12 protein-coding genes are annotated in these 14,771 nt (G+C 49.5%); 8 read left to right on the forward strand and 4 right to left on the reverse strand.

Going from position 1 to position 14,771, the window contains the following annotated elements; translation table 11 throughout:
- Nucleotides 1-31: 31 nt before the first annotated feature.
- From OLMES_RS03540 to OLMES_RS03575, 8 genes are all read left to right on the forward strand, one after another.
- Entirely contained in the window at nucleotides 32-607 is a 576-nt protein-coding gene (locus tag OLMES_RS03540; RefSeq protein WP_087459983.1) for a hypothetical protein, read from the forward strand.
- A gap of 64 nt (nucleotides 608-671) precedes the next feature.
- Nucleotides 672-1,190 (forward strand): prepilin-type N-terminal cleavage/methylation domain-containing protein, encoded by a 519-nt coding sequence (locus tag OLMES_RS28775; RefSeq protein WP_087464314.1) that lies wholly within the window; start codon nucleotides 672-674, stop codon nucleotides 1,188-1,190.
- Between the two features lie 81 nt (nucleotides 1,191-1,271).
- Nucleotides 1,272-1,718: a type II secretion system protein gene (locus OLMES_RS28780; RefSeq protein ID WP_087459984.1), complete on the forward strand. Its 447-nt coding sequence runs from the start codon at nucleotides 1,272-1,274 to the stop codon at nucleotides 1,716-1,718.
- A 106-nt stretch (nucleotides 1,719-1,824) separates the two neighbouring features.
- Nucleotides 1,825-2,295 (forward strand): prepilin-type N-terminal cleavage/methylation domain-containing protein, encoded by a 471-nt coding sequence (locus OLMES_RS03555; RefSeq protein WP_087459985.1) that lies wholly within the window; start codon nucleotides 1,825-1,827, stop codon nucleotides 2,293-2,295.
- Nucleotides 2,292-2,849 (forward strand): prepilin-type N-terminal cleavage/methylation domain-containing protein, encoded by a 558-nt coding sequence (locus OLMES_RS03560; protein ID WP_087459986.1) that lies wholly within the window; start codon nucleotides 2,292-2,294, stop codon nucleotides 2,847-2,849. Before OLMES_RS03555 ends, OLMES_RS03560 begins: the two co-directional genes overlap by 4 nt.
- Entirely contained in the window at nucleotides 2,849-3,637 is a 789-nt protein-coding gene (locus OLMES_RS03565) for a PulJ/GspJ family protein (protein ID WP_087459987.1), read from the forward strand. The genes OLMES_RS03560 and OLMES_RS03565 overlap by 1 nt, the downstream gene beginning before the upstream one ends.
- Complete coding sequence (locus tag OLMES_RS03570; protein WP_087459988.1) at nucleotides 3,627-4,109, forward strand: type IV pilus modification PilV family protein; 483 nt, start codon at nucleotides 3,627-3,629, stop codon at nucleotides 4,107-4,109. Before OLMES_RS03565 ends, OLMES_RS03570 begins: the two co-directional genes overlap by 11 nt.
- Nucleotides 4,106-9,259, forward strand: a complete 5,154-nt coding sequence (locus OLMES_RS03575; protein WP_087459989.1) for a DUF6701 domain-containing protein — start codon at nucleotides 4,106-4,108, stop codon at nucleotides 9,257-9,259. Before OLMES_RS03570 ends, OLMES_RS03575 begins: the two co-directional genes overlap by 4 nt.
- A 72-nt stretch (nucleotides 9,260-9,331) precedes the next feature.
- Here OLMES_RS03575 and glnG read toward each other — a convergent pair whose 3' ends face one another.
- The 4 genes from glnG to glnA form a co-directional block, all read right to left on the reverse strand.
- Nucleotides 9,332-10,765 carry a nitrogen regulation protein NR(I) gene (glnG, locus tag OLMES_RS03580; protein WP_087459990.1) on the reverse strand — a complete coding sequence of 478 codons (1,434 nt, stop codon included), beginning with the start codon at nucleotides 10,763-10,765 and terminating at the stop codon, nucleotides 9,332-9,334.
- Entirely contained in the window at nucleotides 10,765-11,841 is a 1,077-nt protein-coding gene (gene glnL, locus OLMES_RS03585) for a nitrogen regulation protein NR(II) (RefSeq protein WP_087459991.1), read from the reverse strand. Before glnL ends, glnG begins: the two co-directional genes overlap by 1 nt.
- A gap of 373 nt (nucleotides 11,842-12,214) precedes the next feature.
- Nucleotides 12,215-12,751, reverse strand: a complete 537-nt coding sequence (locus OLMES_RS03590) for a DUF4124 domain-containing protein (RefSeq protein ID WP_157678123.1) — start codon at nucleotides 12,749-12,751, stop codon at nucleotides 12,215-12,217.
- 208 nt (nucleotides 12,752-12,959) lie between these two features.
- Nucleotides 12,960-14,366, reverse strand: coding sequence for a glutamate--ammonia ligase (gene glnA / locus OLMES_RS03595; protein ID WP_087459993.1), 1,407 nt, complete (start codon nucleotides 14,364-14,366; stop codon nucleotides 12,960-12,962).
- Nucleotides 14,367-14,771 lie beyond the last annotated feature (405 nt).

A 14,771-nucleotide genomic window follows, 5' to 3' on the forward strand; every position in this document is an offset into this window, starting at 1 on the left:
ATTGACCAGGGGCTCCCACACGAGATCGTTGATGTACCAGTTTGCTGCAGAAAAGGGACTGATTTTCTGGCTGAGCGTGTGCATTATCGCCATTCTGGTTTGGCAATTGCTGGATAGAATTGAGGCCGAATCAGAGCGTCTGGAAGCGGTAATGGTCATCACCGTTCTGGCGGAATTGCGGGAGCTTATGGTGGTCAAGACGGCCGAAAAACTGGCTCAGAACCGTATGGGTGATTTGAAAAAGTTTGTAAATACTAACCCCATGAAGTGGCTCGAAGTCCAACCTTTGAACTATAGTGAAAGTAACCTCGAAAAAAACAAGCAAGAGGTTGATTTGCCGGGGCACTGGTATTTCAACGATGATTCGGGTGAATTGGTTTATCAGGTGAGAAATAGTTCGGCATTGATAACGGATGGTGAACCGGGCCGACTTCGTTTTCGAGTGCAACTGAATTTTCTGGATCGCAATGGCAATGGTCATTGGGATGCAGGGCAAGATCGAGTATTAGGTCTGAGACTGGAGTCATTGCAAAGCTTTAAATGGTCGGTTTTGAATTGGCGGGGCATGTCGAGCGTAACGCCTCCCGTAGAGCCTGGGCAAAATTAGTTAGTGTAAGAACAAGTGTAATCATAAGTATAAGGGGTCGGAGTTGGTAAGCTGCACGAGTAAGTTGAGCCCAGCAGAATCTACCAGGGTAAAAGACCAACAGGGGTTTACCCTGATCGAGCTGGTGGTTGTCATCGCCGTTCTGGCAATACTGGCGGCTGTGGCGCTACCACGTTTCGCGGACATCGCAGAAGAGGCTCACAGCGCTGCGATTGAAGGCGCAAGCGGAGCCCTGAGTGCTGCGGTGGTATTAACTCGCTCACAATGGTTGGCTATTGGCTCACCTGGTGCGACTCTGAATCTGCCTGGCTATGGTGATGAAACGGTTGATGTCAGTATTGCTGGTTGGCCTACTGGCAGTAACGGCAATACCAACCCGGATGGTATGAACGCGGCGGAGTGCGTCGGTATATGGGGGGCACTATTGCAGGCGAATGCGCCCTCAGTATCCACCACGACAGGCGACGATTACTTGGCTTCAATTAATGGCGGGAATTGCCGCTATGTATATCAGTTGAATGCCAATGGGAGTTATATCGAGTACGACCCGAATTCGGGTGAAGTGACAACGACCCTGTTGTAGTGGTCGATACTACAAATTGTATAAACAGATTTAATTAAACTTGGGGGAAGTCCCCGTAGATCCAATGTTGGAGGTAGTTGAATGAAGAAGCAACAAGGTTTTACGCTGATTGAATTGATCATGGTTATCGTGATACTGGGTATTCTGTCAGCATTTGCGTTGCCACGTTTTGCGGATCTGGGCAGTGAAGCCCGGGAAGCGGCACTGCAAGGAGCCTATGGAGCCATTAAATCTGCAGCGGCAATTGCGCATTCTAAATCGTTGGCGTCGGGGGCGAGTGCTAACGCGTCGATCTCTCTCGAGGGGTCCAGTATCACAATGGCGAATAAGTATCCTACGGCGGATGCTGCTGGTATTTTAGAGGCTGCGCAAATCACCTCTACTGACTTTACCATCACTGCTGGTAATCCAGTTATCGTTTCGCCAATTGGTGTCAATTCGAATACGAATTGTCGTGTCGAATATACTCAAGCGGCATCAGCGGGCGCGTCGCCCACGATTTCAATCGATACCGGTACCTGTGATTAATTGGTCTGAGTAGCACTTGTGAGGCCTGCTTCGGGCAGGTCCTCAGAAACACGGGAGGGATTGTGATCTGTAGTGAACTGATCTGTAGTCAACTGATTCCCGAAATATGAAAAGTTCTGGATTTACACTGGTCGAGCTGGTCATTGTTCTTGTTGTAGTCGGTATTTTATCGGTAACTGCAATGGGGCTTTTTGCCAGCCGCGCTGACTTTTCCGCCTCCTTGGCAAAAGACCAGTTTATCGCGTCGCTGCTGACGGCTCAGCAACGCGCGTTAGCCCACCATAGTAGTTCTCCGGTTTTGTTCACCGTGTTGCAAAGCGCAGATGGAAGCGACTGGATACTCACCGTGTCCCAAGGCACTGAAAGTTTCACCGAAAAGACCATAGAGCGAGCGGGTGCCGTCTTGCAAATCGGTGGTGTTACGCTCGCAGATGGGGGCAACCGGGTGGTGAGCTTCAGTGGTTCGGGAGAAACTCTGGAAGGCAGTGACTTGACTTGGCGTTTTACCGGGGAGAGCACGCACCAGTTCTGCCTGGGTGAAGCCGGCTTTGCCTACTCTGGAGCTTGCGTTCCATGACCTCTGTAACCCCTCACCATGCTACAGGTTCTGCATCCTGCACCAAGGCAAAGGGTGTTACGTTGGTTGAATTGGTCATTACAATTGTGATTATCTCCATCGCAATTGTAGGGGTTATTTCCGCTTTTTCGTCCAGTGTCGGGCGAAGTGCAGATCCTCTGTGGCAATTCAAGAGCCTTAAATTGGCGCAGTTCTATCTTGATGAAATTCAGGCCAAGGCATTCGATGAGTCGACACCACTGGGCGGTGTTCCCCCATCAACCTCGATTGATTGTGGGTCTTTGGGACCGGAAGAAGCGAATCGCGATGAATTTGATGATGTTGATGATTACATCATGGCGAATCAGGCACCCGCAATCCTATCGACATCGGGTATGGTTCTGGACAGCAGTTATCAAGATTACCGCATTACCATTACGGTCAGCTGTGATGGCACGGCCCTGGGATTTGCCACTAATGATCGTGTCAAACGGATTACCCTGACCGTTGTGCCACCAGAATCGATTGCCAATGCGGACACGATGCAGTTTACCCTCTACCGGAGTAATTTCTAATGTTTGCCAGAAGCAAGTCCGCAGATGGGTTTACCCTGATCGAGTTGTTGATGGTGATCGTGATCGCCAGCATCCTGGGAGTCGGCGTGGTACAGTTCATCGTGCACTCAATGCAAGGGGTGCTTGATACGGCAGGACGACAACAGATGGCTGTGACCGGAGCACTTCTCGCAGAGCGAATCACGCGGGAAATGCGAGAAGCGCTACCCAACAGTGTCCGTGTTTTCAGCATGAATGGCGCAACGGATAACTGTGTGGAGTGGATTCCGATCATTGGGGCAGCTAACTACATTGATGAAGTCGGATCGGGTGCTGTAACCGATTGGCAGGTGATGGTGCCCGAAGCGAATGAGTCTGTTTCCGGTTATGTTGCAGTTTATCCCATAATGGTCGAGGCTTTGTATCCCAATGGCGTGAATCAGGCCATCACGCCTGCGGTCATTACGTTTCCCGCAGGGGCTCTGGCAACCGTTGATCTGTCCGGGCAGACATTTCCTGCAGATTCACCGAATCGGCGCTATTTCGTGGTGACAGAACCAGAGAGCCTTTGTTTTATCTCAGGCTATCTTTACCGCTATTCAAGTTACGGCTTCGATCTGAATGTGGGGAGCAGTCAGACAAGTGGTGTCCGTCAAACCGTAGCGGGTGGGATAGGTTCAGGGCTGTTTGATTTTTTACCGTCATCTTTAGTGCGTAATGCGGTGTTATCCATGCAAATTTCGATGGTTTCCAGTACGGAAGAATCGGTGTCGATTAATCAGCAGGTACAAGTTCGAAATGTGCCCTAGTTACCACAAACATGGATCTGGAAATCGCTCCAACCAGGCTGGCCTGGGGCTTCCGGCAGCAATCTTTGTGATTACGATACTGTCGCTTATTGTTTTGGCTTTGGCGAATCTGGAAGCAGGAAGCGGTGAGGCGTTAGGTCAGGATGTGCAGAGTGCCCGGGCGCTGCTTGCTGCAGATTCCGGTGCAGAAATCGTACTGGGGATGCAGTTCGGGCCCGGTGTTGTGCCCGTAGACTGCGATACCTGTAATGATCCAGAACCCCATAGTGTAATACGTGCCTTGAATTTCGATAGTCTATCAGGTGGTGCACCGCCAGGGTTGGCAGAATGTCAATTTGAAGTGCGCTGCTGTCAACGTACCAATACCCTGGCGGAGCGTTTTTATAAATTTACCAGCACCGGCTCTTGTGGTTCAGGTCTGGATGAGGCGAGGCGTATAGTGGAAGTTGCGGCGAAAGAGGTGGTGCCATGAGTGGTAATCGCAGGCTTCGATTTTACTTGATCTTGCTACTGGTTAGCTTCGCGCCTGCTGCGCTGGGCGATACCTTTGCAGACTATTTCAACAACCAGAGTTATGGCAACCAAAACGGGTCACACAATTGGTCCTCGAACTGGATTGAAACGAATGACGATGGTTCTCCTTCCAGTGGTGATATTTACATTAGCACTTATAGTGATCGTCTTATTATGGATGATGGTGATCGCCGGATCACGAGAAGTCTCGATCTGAGCGGCTATACCAGCGCAGAATTGAGCTTTGATTATCAAGAGTCGGGTTTCGATAATAACTCTGAGCGAGTTTATCTCGAGATCTGTTCCGGAACCTGCAGTAATGATAATGATTGGACTGAGCTGGAGGAGTTTATTGGTCCGAATATCAATACTGGCAGTTTCGGCCCCTATAGTATTGCGTCTGCATTTTTAGTCAACAACACTAAAATCCGCTTCCGTACCCGTAGTCAGGTTGATGATTATGACCGTTTCATGGTGGACAATCTGGTTATCGAGGCGACAGGTTCCCTGACCGGATTATTGGCGCAGTACGCATTCGAACAGGAAGACTGGGCGACCGCCGGTACGACAATTGATGATTATTCTGGAAATGGTCGCAGTGGTGTTTCTGTGGGGACCGCACAATCGAGTGACCCTGGTTATTTGTGTCGGGGGAGTGAAATCGGCCAAAACGCAACTTATTCCAGTATTGATGCTGTGAATACCCGGCAAGATATCGACTCGCTGCTGGGCAATGATGGTTCAATTGCATTTTGGTTTCGAAGTAGTGGCAATTGGAATGATGGCACTGATCGAACGTTGCTCGATGCCAGTACGAGCCTGTATGGCGATGCATCGGATAAATATTTTTATCTGCAAAAATCCGCCGACGGCAGCTTACGATTTAGTCTGGAAGATACCGGCGATAATGACTTTGCCATTACAACCAGTACCAATAATTTTACCAATAGCACCTGGGTGCACGTCGCGGTAACCTGGGATATGGCCGCAGATGACTTACGAGTTTATATAAATGGAACGCTTCGTGCTTCTGGCGGCGGTGATACCAATGGCACCCTGGCTGATTTGGGCGAACTCTATATCGGTGATAACGCTTCCAACTATGAAGTGGCCCCCGGAAATTCTGCCAATGGCTATTTTGACGAGATCCGTTTGTATGGGCACGTGCTTGATAGCGGTGCAATCAATACCCTCGTTGCGGAAAACCGAGTTTGTCTGACCATCGACGATGTGTCCGTGCCTGAAGGGGCAACAGCGACGTTTACGGTGTCACTGAGCACTGCACACAGTGCCGATATTACCGTTGACTATACAACTCAGGATGGTTCTGCAATCGCCGGAACTCACTATACCGCAACCAGCGGTCAAGCCACGATTACGGCGGGTGAAATAGAGGCCACTATAGATGTGTCAACATCGGGCGGCAGCTTGAGCAGTGATGTGGCATTCGATTTGTTATTGAGTAATCCCAGTGAGGGAGAATTAAGTGACGACCGCGGCGAAGGCAGGATCATACCGGGGCCAATAGGCCACTGGCGCTTAGAAGAGGAAAGCTGGGATGGCGATGCCGGAGAAGTTGAGGACTTATCCGGAAATGGTTTGCACGCCACAGCCTTTAACGCTCCGGTGACAGATGATCTAGGGCCAGCAAGAGAAGGCAGTCCCGGTACTTGTCGATATGGAGAATTTGATGGCAATAATCAATATTTACAAGTCAATGATACTGGATTGCTGGATATTGCCGATGCCTTAACGGTGTCAATCTGGATTAATTCCGACGTCATTCCTGGCAGTGGTTTGAAGTCAATCGTATCCAAGGACGAAAATTTTGAATTCCATCTTACAGGCTCTCGGGAGATCAATTGGTGGTGGCAGGATAGTGGTGGTACCACGCGGGAGTTCAACACCTCAGGTGCAAATATTCAAACCGGCACCTGGTACCACATCGCGATTACCTATCGCAGTGGGGAGCAAGTGATCTATGTTAATGGTGTGGCTCTGGGGTCGGCATCGTACACGGGTAGTTTACGCACCAATAGTGACCCTCTGCATATTGGGCAGGATCAGAACTATGCCGGGCGCTACTTTGATGGACGCCTGGATGAAGTGCGCATTTATTCGGCATTCTTACCGGCAGATGTTATTCAGGACATTTATCAGGAAACGTTTCCGTGTGACTTGAGTGGATCATGTGATGCTGTGTTCCCCGACGGTATTGCTTCCCACGGTCCGGGTACGATCAGTTTCGGATACAATGCCGCAATAGTTGGCAATAGCGATGATGAACTTCAGTCCAGTAGCATTTCCCACAATGGTGGGTCGAGCGTCAACTCCTGTGGGGGGAGTAACTGTCAGGCCACCGGCGACCCCTCTCTTGCGATTGATCCGGGCTCTTTTCCCGACACCTCTGCAAATACCGAAGACCTCACGATACCCTCTTCTGGTACGGGTACTGCGGGGTCTGGTACCAATGCTTACGATAATATAACGATTAATTCTCAGGGGACGTTGAGTTTCAGTTCAGGCCACTCCCAGTATTATATCGATTCATTATCTGTGGGGTGGAACGGACAGGTGAACTTGCCGGCGGGGGAATATTGGATTAATCAGCTTTCTATGAGCAGCTCTGCCCGATTACAGGTGAGTGGATCAGGAACAGTTATTTTATATGTTAATCAGTCTTTTAGTTTAGGCAGTTCAGCGACGATCAATACACCTTCAAGTGATACTACCAGTGATCCCGGGAAGATGGTGGTGTATGCCTATGGCGATGTAACGTTGAATAATCAGGCATGGGTAACGGGCGCACTTTATAGTCAGGGAAATGTGAATCTGGGCTCAGCGTCCTACGTACATGGCGCGGTAGCAGCCAATACTGTCGGGCTAGGGAGTCAGTCGTCAGTCTATTACAACTCGATTGTGACCACCTCAGATATGGGCGGTTTCTGTGCCGAGGAAGAATTGGACCACTTTCGCATTACACATGCGGGTACAGGATTAAACTGTGAGGCAGAACCCATAACCATTGCCGCCTATGACAGTTCCGGTGCGGTGGTTACCAGCTTCGATGGCACCATCACCTTGTCTACATCAACCGGCAATGGTGATTGGCTGACGGATGGCAATGAATCTGGCACCTTGAACGGCAGCTCTGACGACTCTGGAAATGCAACATACATGTTTGCCGCTGCAGACCAGGGCAGCGTTGTTCTGTTGTTGAAAAATACCCATTCTGAAACCGTTAACATCGATGTTGACGCTGCCGGTACTAGTGAACATGTGGATTATGACGATAATCTTGTTTTCGCTGAGACAGGCTTTCGCTTTTTAGCCAACGATAATCCAAACGCGATATCAACTCAAATTGCGAATAAAAACTTCGCAAGCGCACCCGGTGAACAGGATATAAAAATAGAAGCCATACGCACCAGTGATGAGTCCGGGGCCTGTGAAGCGTTTTTGACGGGGTCCCAGGATATTGAGTTTGCCTTTGAGTGCCGGCAGCCCACTACCTGTTCCAGTGGTGGTTTTGATATGACGATTAATGGCCAGGCAATTTCAGAGAATTCGGCAAATAATGTGTCCAGCTATCAAACGGTAACCGGATTGGACTTTGGTGATGACGGGGAGAATCAGGCCACAATCAGCGTCAATTACCCCGATGCTGGCCGCGTCAGACTTCATGCCCGCCTGCAATTGGAAGATGAGTCCGGTACCGCAACCGAGACAATTTCAGGCAGTAGCAATGAATTTGTTGTCAGGCCCGCGGGTTTCTGTGTCAAAGCTACGGAGAGTAATTCGGACTGTACCGCTCCATCTTTTAGTGATTGTACTGTATTTAAAAAAGCGGGCGGGAATTTTTTTGCCAGCTTTCAGGCTGTGGGGTGGGAGACAGCTGGTGAGAACGATAGCGCTTTTTGTTCTGGCAACCAAGTGCTCCCGAACTTTCAGCTGACTGGCGTGCCGATTGCCCCGGTGTTGCCTTCAGGTCATGGCGGTGTGGTGGGAAATATCAGCATCCCTCAGGTTGATTTTATGCCAGGCACAAATGGTGATGTCACACTGACGCAACGATATGATGAAGTCGGCGCGATGCAATTGACACTGGGCAGCGGCGCGATTAGTTACCTCGGGACCACGATCAGTACCAGCACCTCCGATACCATTGGCCGATTTATTCCTGATCGTTTTTCGGTGGAAATTCTGGACCCGGGTACGTTGGAAGCAAGTTGCAACGGTTTCAGTTATATTGGCGAGAATATCCGTTATGAGGTTGTTCCCGAACTTCGTATTACCCCATGGGCGGCGGCCCCGGATAACTCAGTCACAACCAACTATACAATTTCCAACGCGGACAATGATTTTCGGAAGTTACAAGTGAGTGACATTGTTCGATCATTTTCGGGTCAGGACAGTTCCCAGACCGGTACAGATGGCGTCACGCTTTTGAGTGTGTCGAATACGTTCACGTCGGCGAGTATTTCATCGGCACTGAACGGCGTGATGCAGTACACCTTTGGCTTGAATGACAGCTTTACCTACAATCATGATAGCTCTTCACAAGTTGCGCCCTTTACTGCAAATATCGACCTGTCTGTGATATCGCTTCAGGACAGTGATTTAGTGAGCGCGGAGAGTTTACCTGTGACGATTTCCCCAGCGGGTCATCCATTGCGTTATGGCCGCTGGCGTGCTGAAAATGCCTTTGGTTCGGATTTAATGGACTTACCGATGCTGGCGCGTGTCGAGTATTGGAGTGGGAGCCAGTTTTTGGTCAATGAACTGGATAACTGTATTAACATTACCGGTTTGATGAGTACGAATCCGGACGTTGATCCAGATTTTATTGATATTCCTATCGGTACCGGAAGCTCTGATGTGTTGTTCAATGCTATTTTAAGCGCGGGTGATGCATCTTTGTCCATGACTGCACCTGGAGCGGGTAATGAAGGGCAAATTCAACTGAATTTTGATTTATTGAGTGTTCCCTGGTTGCAATTTGATTGGGATCAGGATGGTAGTCCAAATACAAGTCTTTCCGTGAAAGCAACCTTTGGTCGCTTTCGTGGTCATGACCGCATAATTTATTGGAAAGAAGTGCTGGAATGATGTGTTGAATGGGGCTGGGTTCTCCACAGCCCTTATATTGGAGCGATCGTGTTCGTTTTTCAGCTTGCCTCGCTACAGGTCATCTTCATCATCTTCGGACTCCATGCCGAGTTCTTTTATCTTTCGCGTCAAGGTATTGCGTCCCCAACCCAGAAGAATGGAGGCATCTCTTTTTCGGCCACCAGTGTGTTTCAAAGCGGTCTCGATCATAATTCGTTCAAATTCGGGTATAGCAAGGTCGAGAATGTTTTTCTTGCCCAGTTTTAATTCCTGGTCGGCCCAGATTCGAAGTCCTTCTTGCCAGGTGGAACCGGTAGGCGCCGTTTCATGACTATCCAGTAACTCCGGGGGAAGGTCGGAAACGTGAATTTCCCGTCCACTGGCCATGACTGTCAGCCAGCGACAAGTGTTTTCCAGTTGTCGGACGTTGCCCCCCCAAGGCAGATTACTCATAAACTCTTCCGTTTCCGGGCGCAGGGTTTTGGGTTCAACTGCGAGTTCATCAGCGGCTTTTTTCAGGAAGTGTTTGGTCAATCGTGGAATATCTTCACGGCGCTCTGCAAGTTTCGGCAAGTGGACTCGGATAACATTCAGGCGATGGAACAAATCCTCCCGGAATTTGCCGTCATGCACCAGTTTTTCCAGGTTCTGGTGGGTTGCGGCAATAATACGGACATCGACCTTCACCGGTGTGTTCCCACCGACGCGATAAAACTCACCATCCGCCAACACACGTAATAACCGTGTCTGGGTTTCAGAGGGCATATCGCCTATTTCATCCAGAAACAGGGTACCGTGATTTGCCTGTTCAAAGCGCCCGTGGCGTTGGCCACCGGCTCCGGTAAATGAACCTTTTTCATGCCCGAACAGCTCTGATTCCATCAGTTCTTTGGGAATCGCTGCCATGTTCAGGGCAATGAAGGGGGACTCCTTGCGCGGGCTGTGTTGATGCAATGCCCGGGCAACCAGTTCTTTACCTGTTCCGGACTCACCGTTGATCAATACGGTAATGTTTGATTGGGATAAACGACCGATTGCCCGGAATACCTCTTGCATCGCAGGGGCTTCACCAATTATTTCGGTCGACACCAGAGCGGGTTCACTCGGCGAACTTTCTTTTTCTGCTTTGCGCTCCTGCGAGTGTGTCACTGCACGTTTGATCAACTCTACAGCTTCATCAATGTCGAAGGGTTTGGGCAGATATTCGAATGCACCGCTCTGATAAGATGAGACAGCGCTGTCCAGATCGGAGTGTGCTGTCATGATGATTACCGGCACATCCGGGTATTCATTGTGAATGCCTTCCAGTAAATCCAGACCATTAATACCCGGCATGCGAATATCACTGATGATGGCGTCGGGTTGCTCTTTGTCCAACTGGCGCATTACGCCATCACCTGATTCAAAGGTAAAGGTATCGAAATGCGCTTGGTTCAGCGCTTTTTCCAGTACCCAACGGATCGACCGGTCATCGTCTACAATCCAGACGCGTGCAGATTTGCTCATTAGGTTAACTCCAAGGGTATATAGATAATAAAGTCCGTGCGGCCCGGTTCACTTTCACACTCAATCAGGCCTTTGTGCTGTCCAATTATGCTTTGCGCAATTGACAGGCCCAGGCCGGTGCCTTCAGCACGTCCACTCACCATGGGGTAGAAAATATTCTGTATAAACTCACTGGGAATACCGGGTCCATTGTCGATAATATCCAGACGACAAACCAGGCGGTGCCGCTCATGGCCAATGGTAAACTGTCTCAGGGTTCGCGTTTTCAGCGTAATCGTTCCAGGCAGAGTTCGACCCTCCTGGCTAATCAGTGCTTCCATTGCGTTGCGGGTAATATTCAAAATTGCCTGAATCAGTTGTTCTTGATCACCCATGAACTCCGGGATACTGGGATCGTAATCCCGCATCAGCGCAATCTGGCTGTTGCTTTCAACACTGATCAGGTTATGCACGCGTTCTAACACTTCGTGAATGTTTGTGGGCTTAAATTTCACGAGTTTGTTGGGGCCGAGCATGCGGTCAACGAGATTTCTCAGTCGATCAGCTTCCTCGATGATGATATGGGTATACTCACAGAGATTGCCGTCGTCCAACTCCCGGTCAAGTAATTGTGCCGCACCCCGAATTCCGCCCAACGGGTTTTTTATTTCATGGGCCAGGCCCCGCACCAGAATGCGGGTGGTTTCCTGCTTCGCCATCATTTCTTCTTCACGACTGATACGCAGCAGGCGGTCCCGAGGTTGCAATTCTAGCAACATATAGTGGTGCTTGCCGTCTTGATAAGGCGATGCTGAGTAGTCCACTCTGACTCTGCTCCCGCTGTGAAGCACTAGTTCAGCTTCTCGCTTGGTGAAGGGATGGCCGCTATGAAAGGCTTCACTGATCGAAGCGCTTGGCTGTTCATCCTGCTCCACAAACAGCTCATTGATATGTGCGTCTTTAAGCCTTTTTTCGCTGATCTCAAGGAGCATTTCAGCAGAAGGATTCAGGTAGCAAACTTTTTGCGTGTCATCGATCAAAATGACTGCGCCCGTCAGCCCCTCCAATATTTTTTTATGTAACCCAGTTAAGAACATATACTAACACCCGTGATTTATTCGGACTAAGCAAAAAGCAAACCAATTATTTAGTCTCGATCGGTTATTTATCCAGATCGTAAACTACCTTGCTCGTGGAGGTGGTGGAGGCAGTTGTTCCGGGGCTCTGTTGAAGAGCGATAAATTTATGCTCACATTTTCGCACAAATGCGGGACATAGGATTAATTTATATCGAACTGCATCGGTGCACAAGCACCAGAACTGTGCGCTGTTGGTGGGGCAAATTAAGTGCTAACTGAGGTGCTTAAACAGTGCAAGGGTGGGAAAGACAGTGCAAGATCGAAGGGCGCTACTCACGAATGCGATCCCTGCGTTCTGGCTCTTGGAAAGAACTTAGCTAGCGGGCCGCGCCTAGTTTCTTACAATTGGGCGATGTACAGTAAAGCTGACTCCTGGCCCACTTTGGACGACATTACCACCCATATCAATGATTTGAACGGTGAGGTTGTGGGTTCCCCGATTCAGGCTGTCGACACTGAATGATGTGGATTTTCCCGTGTAGACATTCTGGCCGTCAATCATGGCAGATAGTTGATGTCTGTTTTGAAGGGCGGGAGAGAGATTAACCACAACATTTACGCTGCCATTACCAGAGTGAAATGCACTGTTATCATCAGGCGACACGATCTGCACAGTGTACTTTTTCTCAGCGCGATGGGGTTTGTTTGTATTGCTGGGAGGGAGTGCAACGGTGGGGAGTGGCACCGTCATAATCGGTCCAACTTCAATTTTTTCTGCACCATCCTGGGGCTCATCGGAAAAATGGACGTTCCCCTGTTCGTCGACCCAGCGGTAGACTTCGGTGGCCATGGATAAAGTAGAAAAGCCCAGAAGAGTGCATAAGCTCAGGCTGGCAGTCCAGCGAAATCGGCGTGTAGATCGTGACATGTGAACCCTCGGCTTTTCAATTAGCGGTGTCTGACGTCTAAAACAGTCTCTGCTCAATTCAATCTGAGTATAGTCAATGTCAGCCATTCTGAAGAGGTTCGGGCGACAAGAAAGCAGTATTTTGTGCGCTGTGTCGAACAATAAAAAAAAGCCCGGATCACCGGGCTTTTCGCTGTTCAACTTGCGGATTGACGATTAAACCGCTCGCTTACACAGAGTAGTACATGTCAAACTCAACAGGGTGAGTTGTCATGTTCAGGCGCTCGATATCGCCACGCTTCAGATCAATGTAGCCTGCGATCATGTCTTCAGTGAAAACACCACCTTTGGTCAGGAACTCGTGATCTTTTTCCAGGCAATCCAGTGCTTCCTGGAAGGTTTCAGCTACAGTCGGGATCTCTGCTGCTTCTTCTGCTGGCAGATCGTAAAGATCTTTATCCATTGCATCGCCAGGGTGGATCTTGTTCTGGATACCGTCCAGACCCGCCATCAACATGGCAGAAAACGCCAGGTATGGGTTACCCGTTGGATCAGGGAAGCGTACCTCAATACGGCGTGCTTTAGCACTGTTAACGAATGGGATACGGATTGAAGCAGAACGGTTACGGGCAGAGTAAGCCAGCATAACAGGCGCTTCAAAACCAGGTACCAGACGCTTGTACGAGTTAGTCGACGCATTGGTGAAAGCGTTGATGGTGCGAGCGTGCTTGATGATACCACCGATGTAGTACAGCGCAGCTTCGGACAATCCTGCGTAGCTGTCACCCGCCATGATGTTTACACCATCTTTTGACAAGGATTGGTGAACGTGCATACCGGAGCCGTTATCACCAACCAGAGGCTTAGGCATGAAGGTCGCGGTTTTACCATATGCGTGCGCAACGTTATGTACGCAGTATTTCAGGATTTGAACTTCGTCAGCCTTGCGTACCAGTGTGTTAGCGCCAACACCGATTTCACACTGACCAGCCGTTCCTACTTCGTGGTGGTGTACTTCAATGCGCAGGCCCATTGCCTCCATTGCCGCACACATTGCGCCACGCAAGTCATGCAGAGAGTCGACAGGAGGTACAGGGAAATAACCACCTTTAACGCCAGGACGGTGACCTACGTTCGCACCTTCCAGGTCTTCGTGAGAAACCCATGCTGCTTCTTCAGAGTGAATGGAGTACATTGCGCCATTCATATCTGATTTCCATTTCACAGAATCAAATACGAAGAACTCTGGCTCAGGACCGAACAGTGCTGAGTCTGCAATGCCAGTCGATTTCAGGTACTCTTCCGCGCGACGGGCAACGGAACGAGGATCACGCTCGTAACCCTGCATCGTAGTAGGTTCTACGATATCACAGGTGATGTTCAGCGTGGTTTCTTCGGTGAAAGGATCCAGCACTGCAGTGCTGTCATCTGGCATCAGGATCATGTCGGATTCGTTGATGCCTTTCCAGCCTGCAATTGAAGAACCGTCAAACATTTTGCCGTCTTCGAAGAAGTCACCGTCGACTTCGCCAACTGGCAATGTAACGTGTTGCTCTTTACCCTTGGTGTCTGTAAAGCGAAGATCTATCCATTTGACGTCATGTTCTTTAATAAGATTCAGAGCTTTCTCTGACATTATGAATACTCCGTATTTTTATGCAGATTTCAGTTTTTTTGTTCGTTGCGGGTTGGCGCCTGAAGCTCAGACGGGACAGACCTGCAAAGATCCGGGGTTGTATAATCAACGGGCTGTTGCGGACTCGCGCTATCTTTTTATTGACAGAGATACCGCTCACTTGCTTAGCCGAAATGTCGTTATGCGTGGCAGACACATCGGCGTACCAAAATCAGGCGACTGCGTTATTATCAATAACTTCTGGTTAACAGCTGCTGCAGAATTTCTAGCGCAACCGCATTTGATGACTCTACAGTGGCTGATTATCAGGTTTGTTTAAGCGAATCGCAACACACGGTGTTGATTATTTTCAGGCATGCCCTGAGGGATCATAGCATGACTCCCCGCAAACCGCCTGAAAAAACC

Source organism: Oleiphilus messinensis, from assembly GCF_002162375.1.
GTDB lineage: Bacteria > Pseudomonadota > Gammaproteobacteria > Pseudomonadales > Oleiphilaceae > Oleiphilus > Oleiphilus messinensis.

What these genes read in the sequence shown, in the direction of transcription:
- OLMES_RS03540 (WP_087459983.1), top strand. Translation starts at nt 32, where the DNA reads ATGTACCAGTTTGCTGCAGAAAAGGGACTGATTTTCTGGCTGAGCGTG.
- OLMES_RS28780 (WP_087459984.1), top strand. Translation starts at nt 1,272, where the DNA reads ATGAAGAAGCAACAAGGTTTTACGCTGATTGAATTGATCATGGTTATC.
- OLMES_RS03555 (WP_087459985.1), top strand. Translation starts at nt 1,825, where the DNA reads ATGAAAAGTTCTGGATTTACACTGGTCGAGCTGGTCATTGTTCTTGTT.
- OLMES_RS03560 (WP_087459986.1), top strand. Translation starts at nt 2,292, where the DNA reads ATGACCTCTGTAACCCCTCACCATGCTACAGGTTCTGCATCCTGCACC.
- OLMES_RS03565 (WP_087459987.1), top strand. Translation starts at nt 2,849, where the DNA reads ATGTTTGCCAGAAGCAAGTCCGCAGATGGGTTTACCCTGATCGAGTTG.
- OLMES_RS03570 (WP_087459988.1), top strand. Translation starts at nt 3,627, where the DNA reads ATGTGCCCTAGTTACCACAAACATGGATCTGGAAATCGCTCCAACCAG.
- OLMES_RS03575 (WP_087459989.1), top strand. Translation starts at nt 4,106, where the DNA reads ATGAGTGGTAATCGCAGGCTTCGATTTTACTTGATCTTGCTACTGGTT.
- glnG (WP_087459990.1), bottom strand. Translation starts at nt 10,765, where the DNA reads ATGAGCAAATCTGCACGCGTCTGGATTGTAGACGATGACCGGTCGATC.
- glnL (WP_087459991.1), bottom strand. Translation starts at nt 11,841, where the DNA reads ATGTTCTTAACTGGGTTACATAAAAAAATATTGGAGGGGCTGACGGGC.
- OLMES_RS03590 (WP_157678123.1), bottom strand. Translation starts at nt 12,751, where the DNA reads ATGTCACGATCTACACGCCGATTTCGCTGGACTGCCAGCCTGAGCTTA.
- glnA (WP_087459993.1), bottom strand. Translation starts at nt 14,366, where the DNA reads ATGTCAGAGAAAGCTCTGAATCTTATTAAAGAACATGACGTCAAATGG.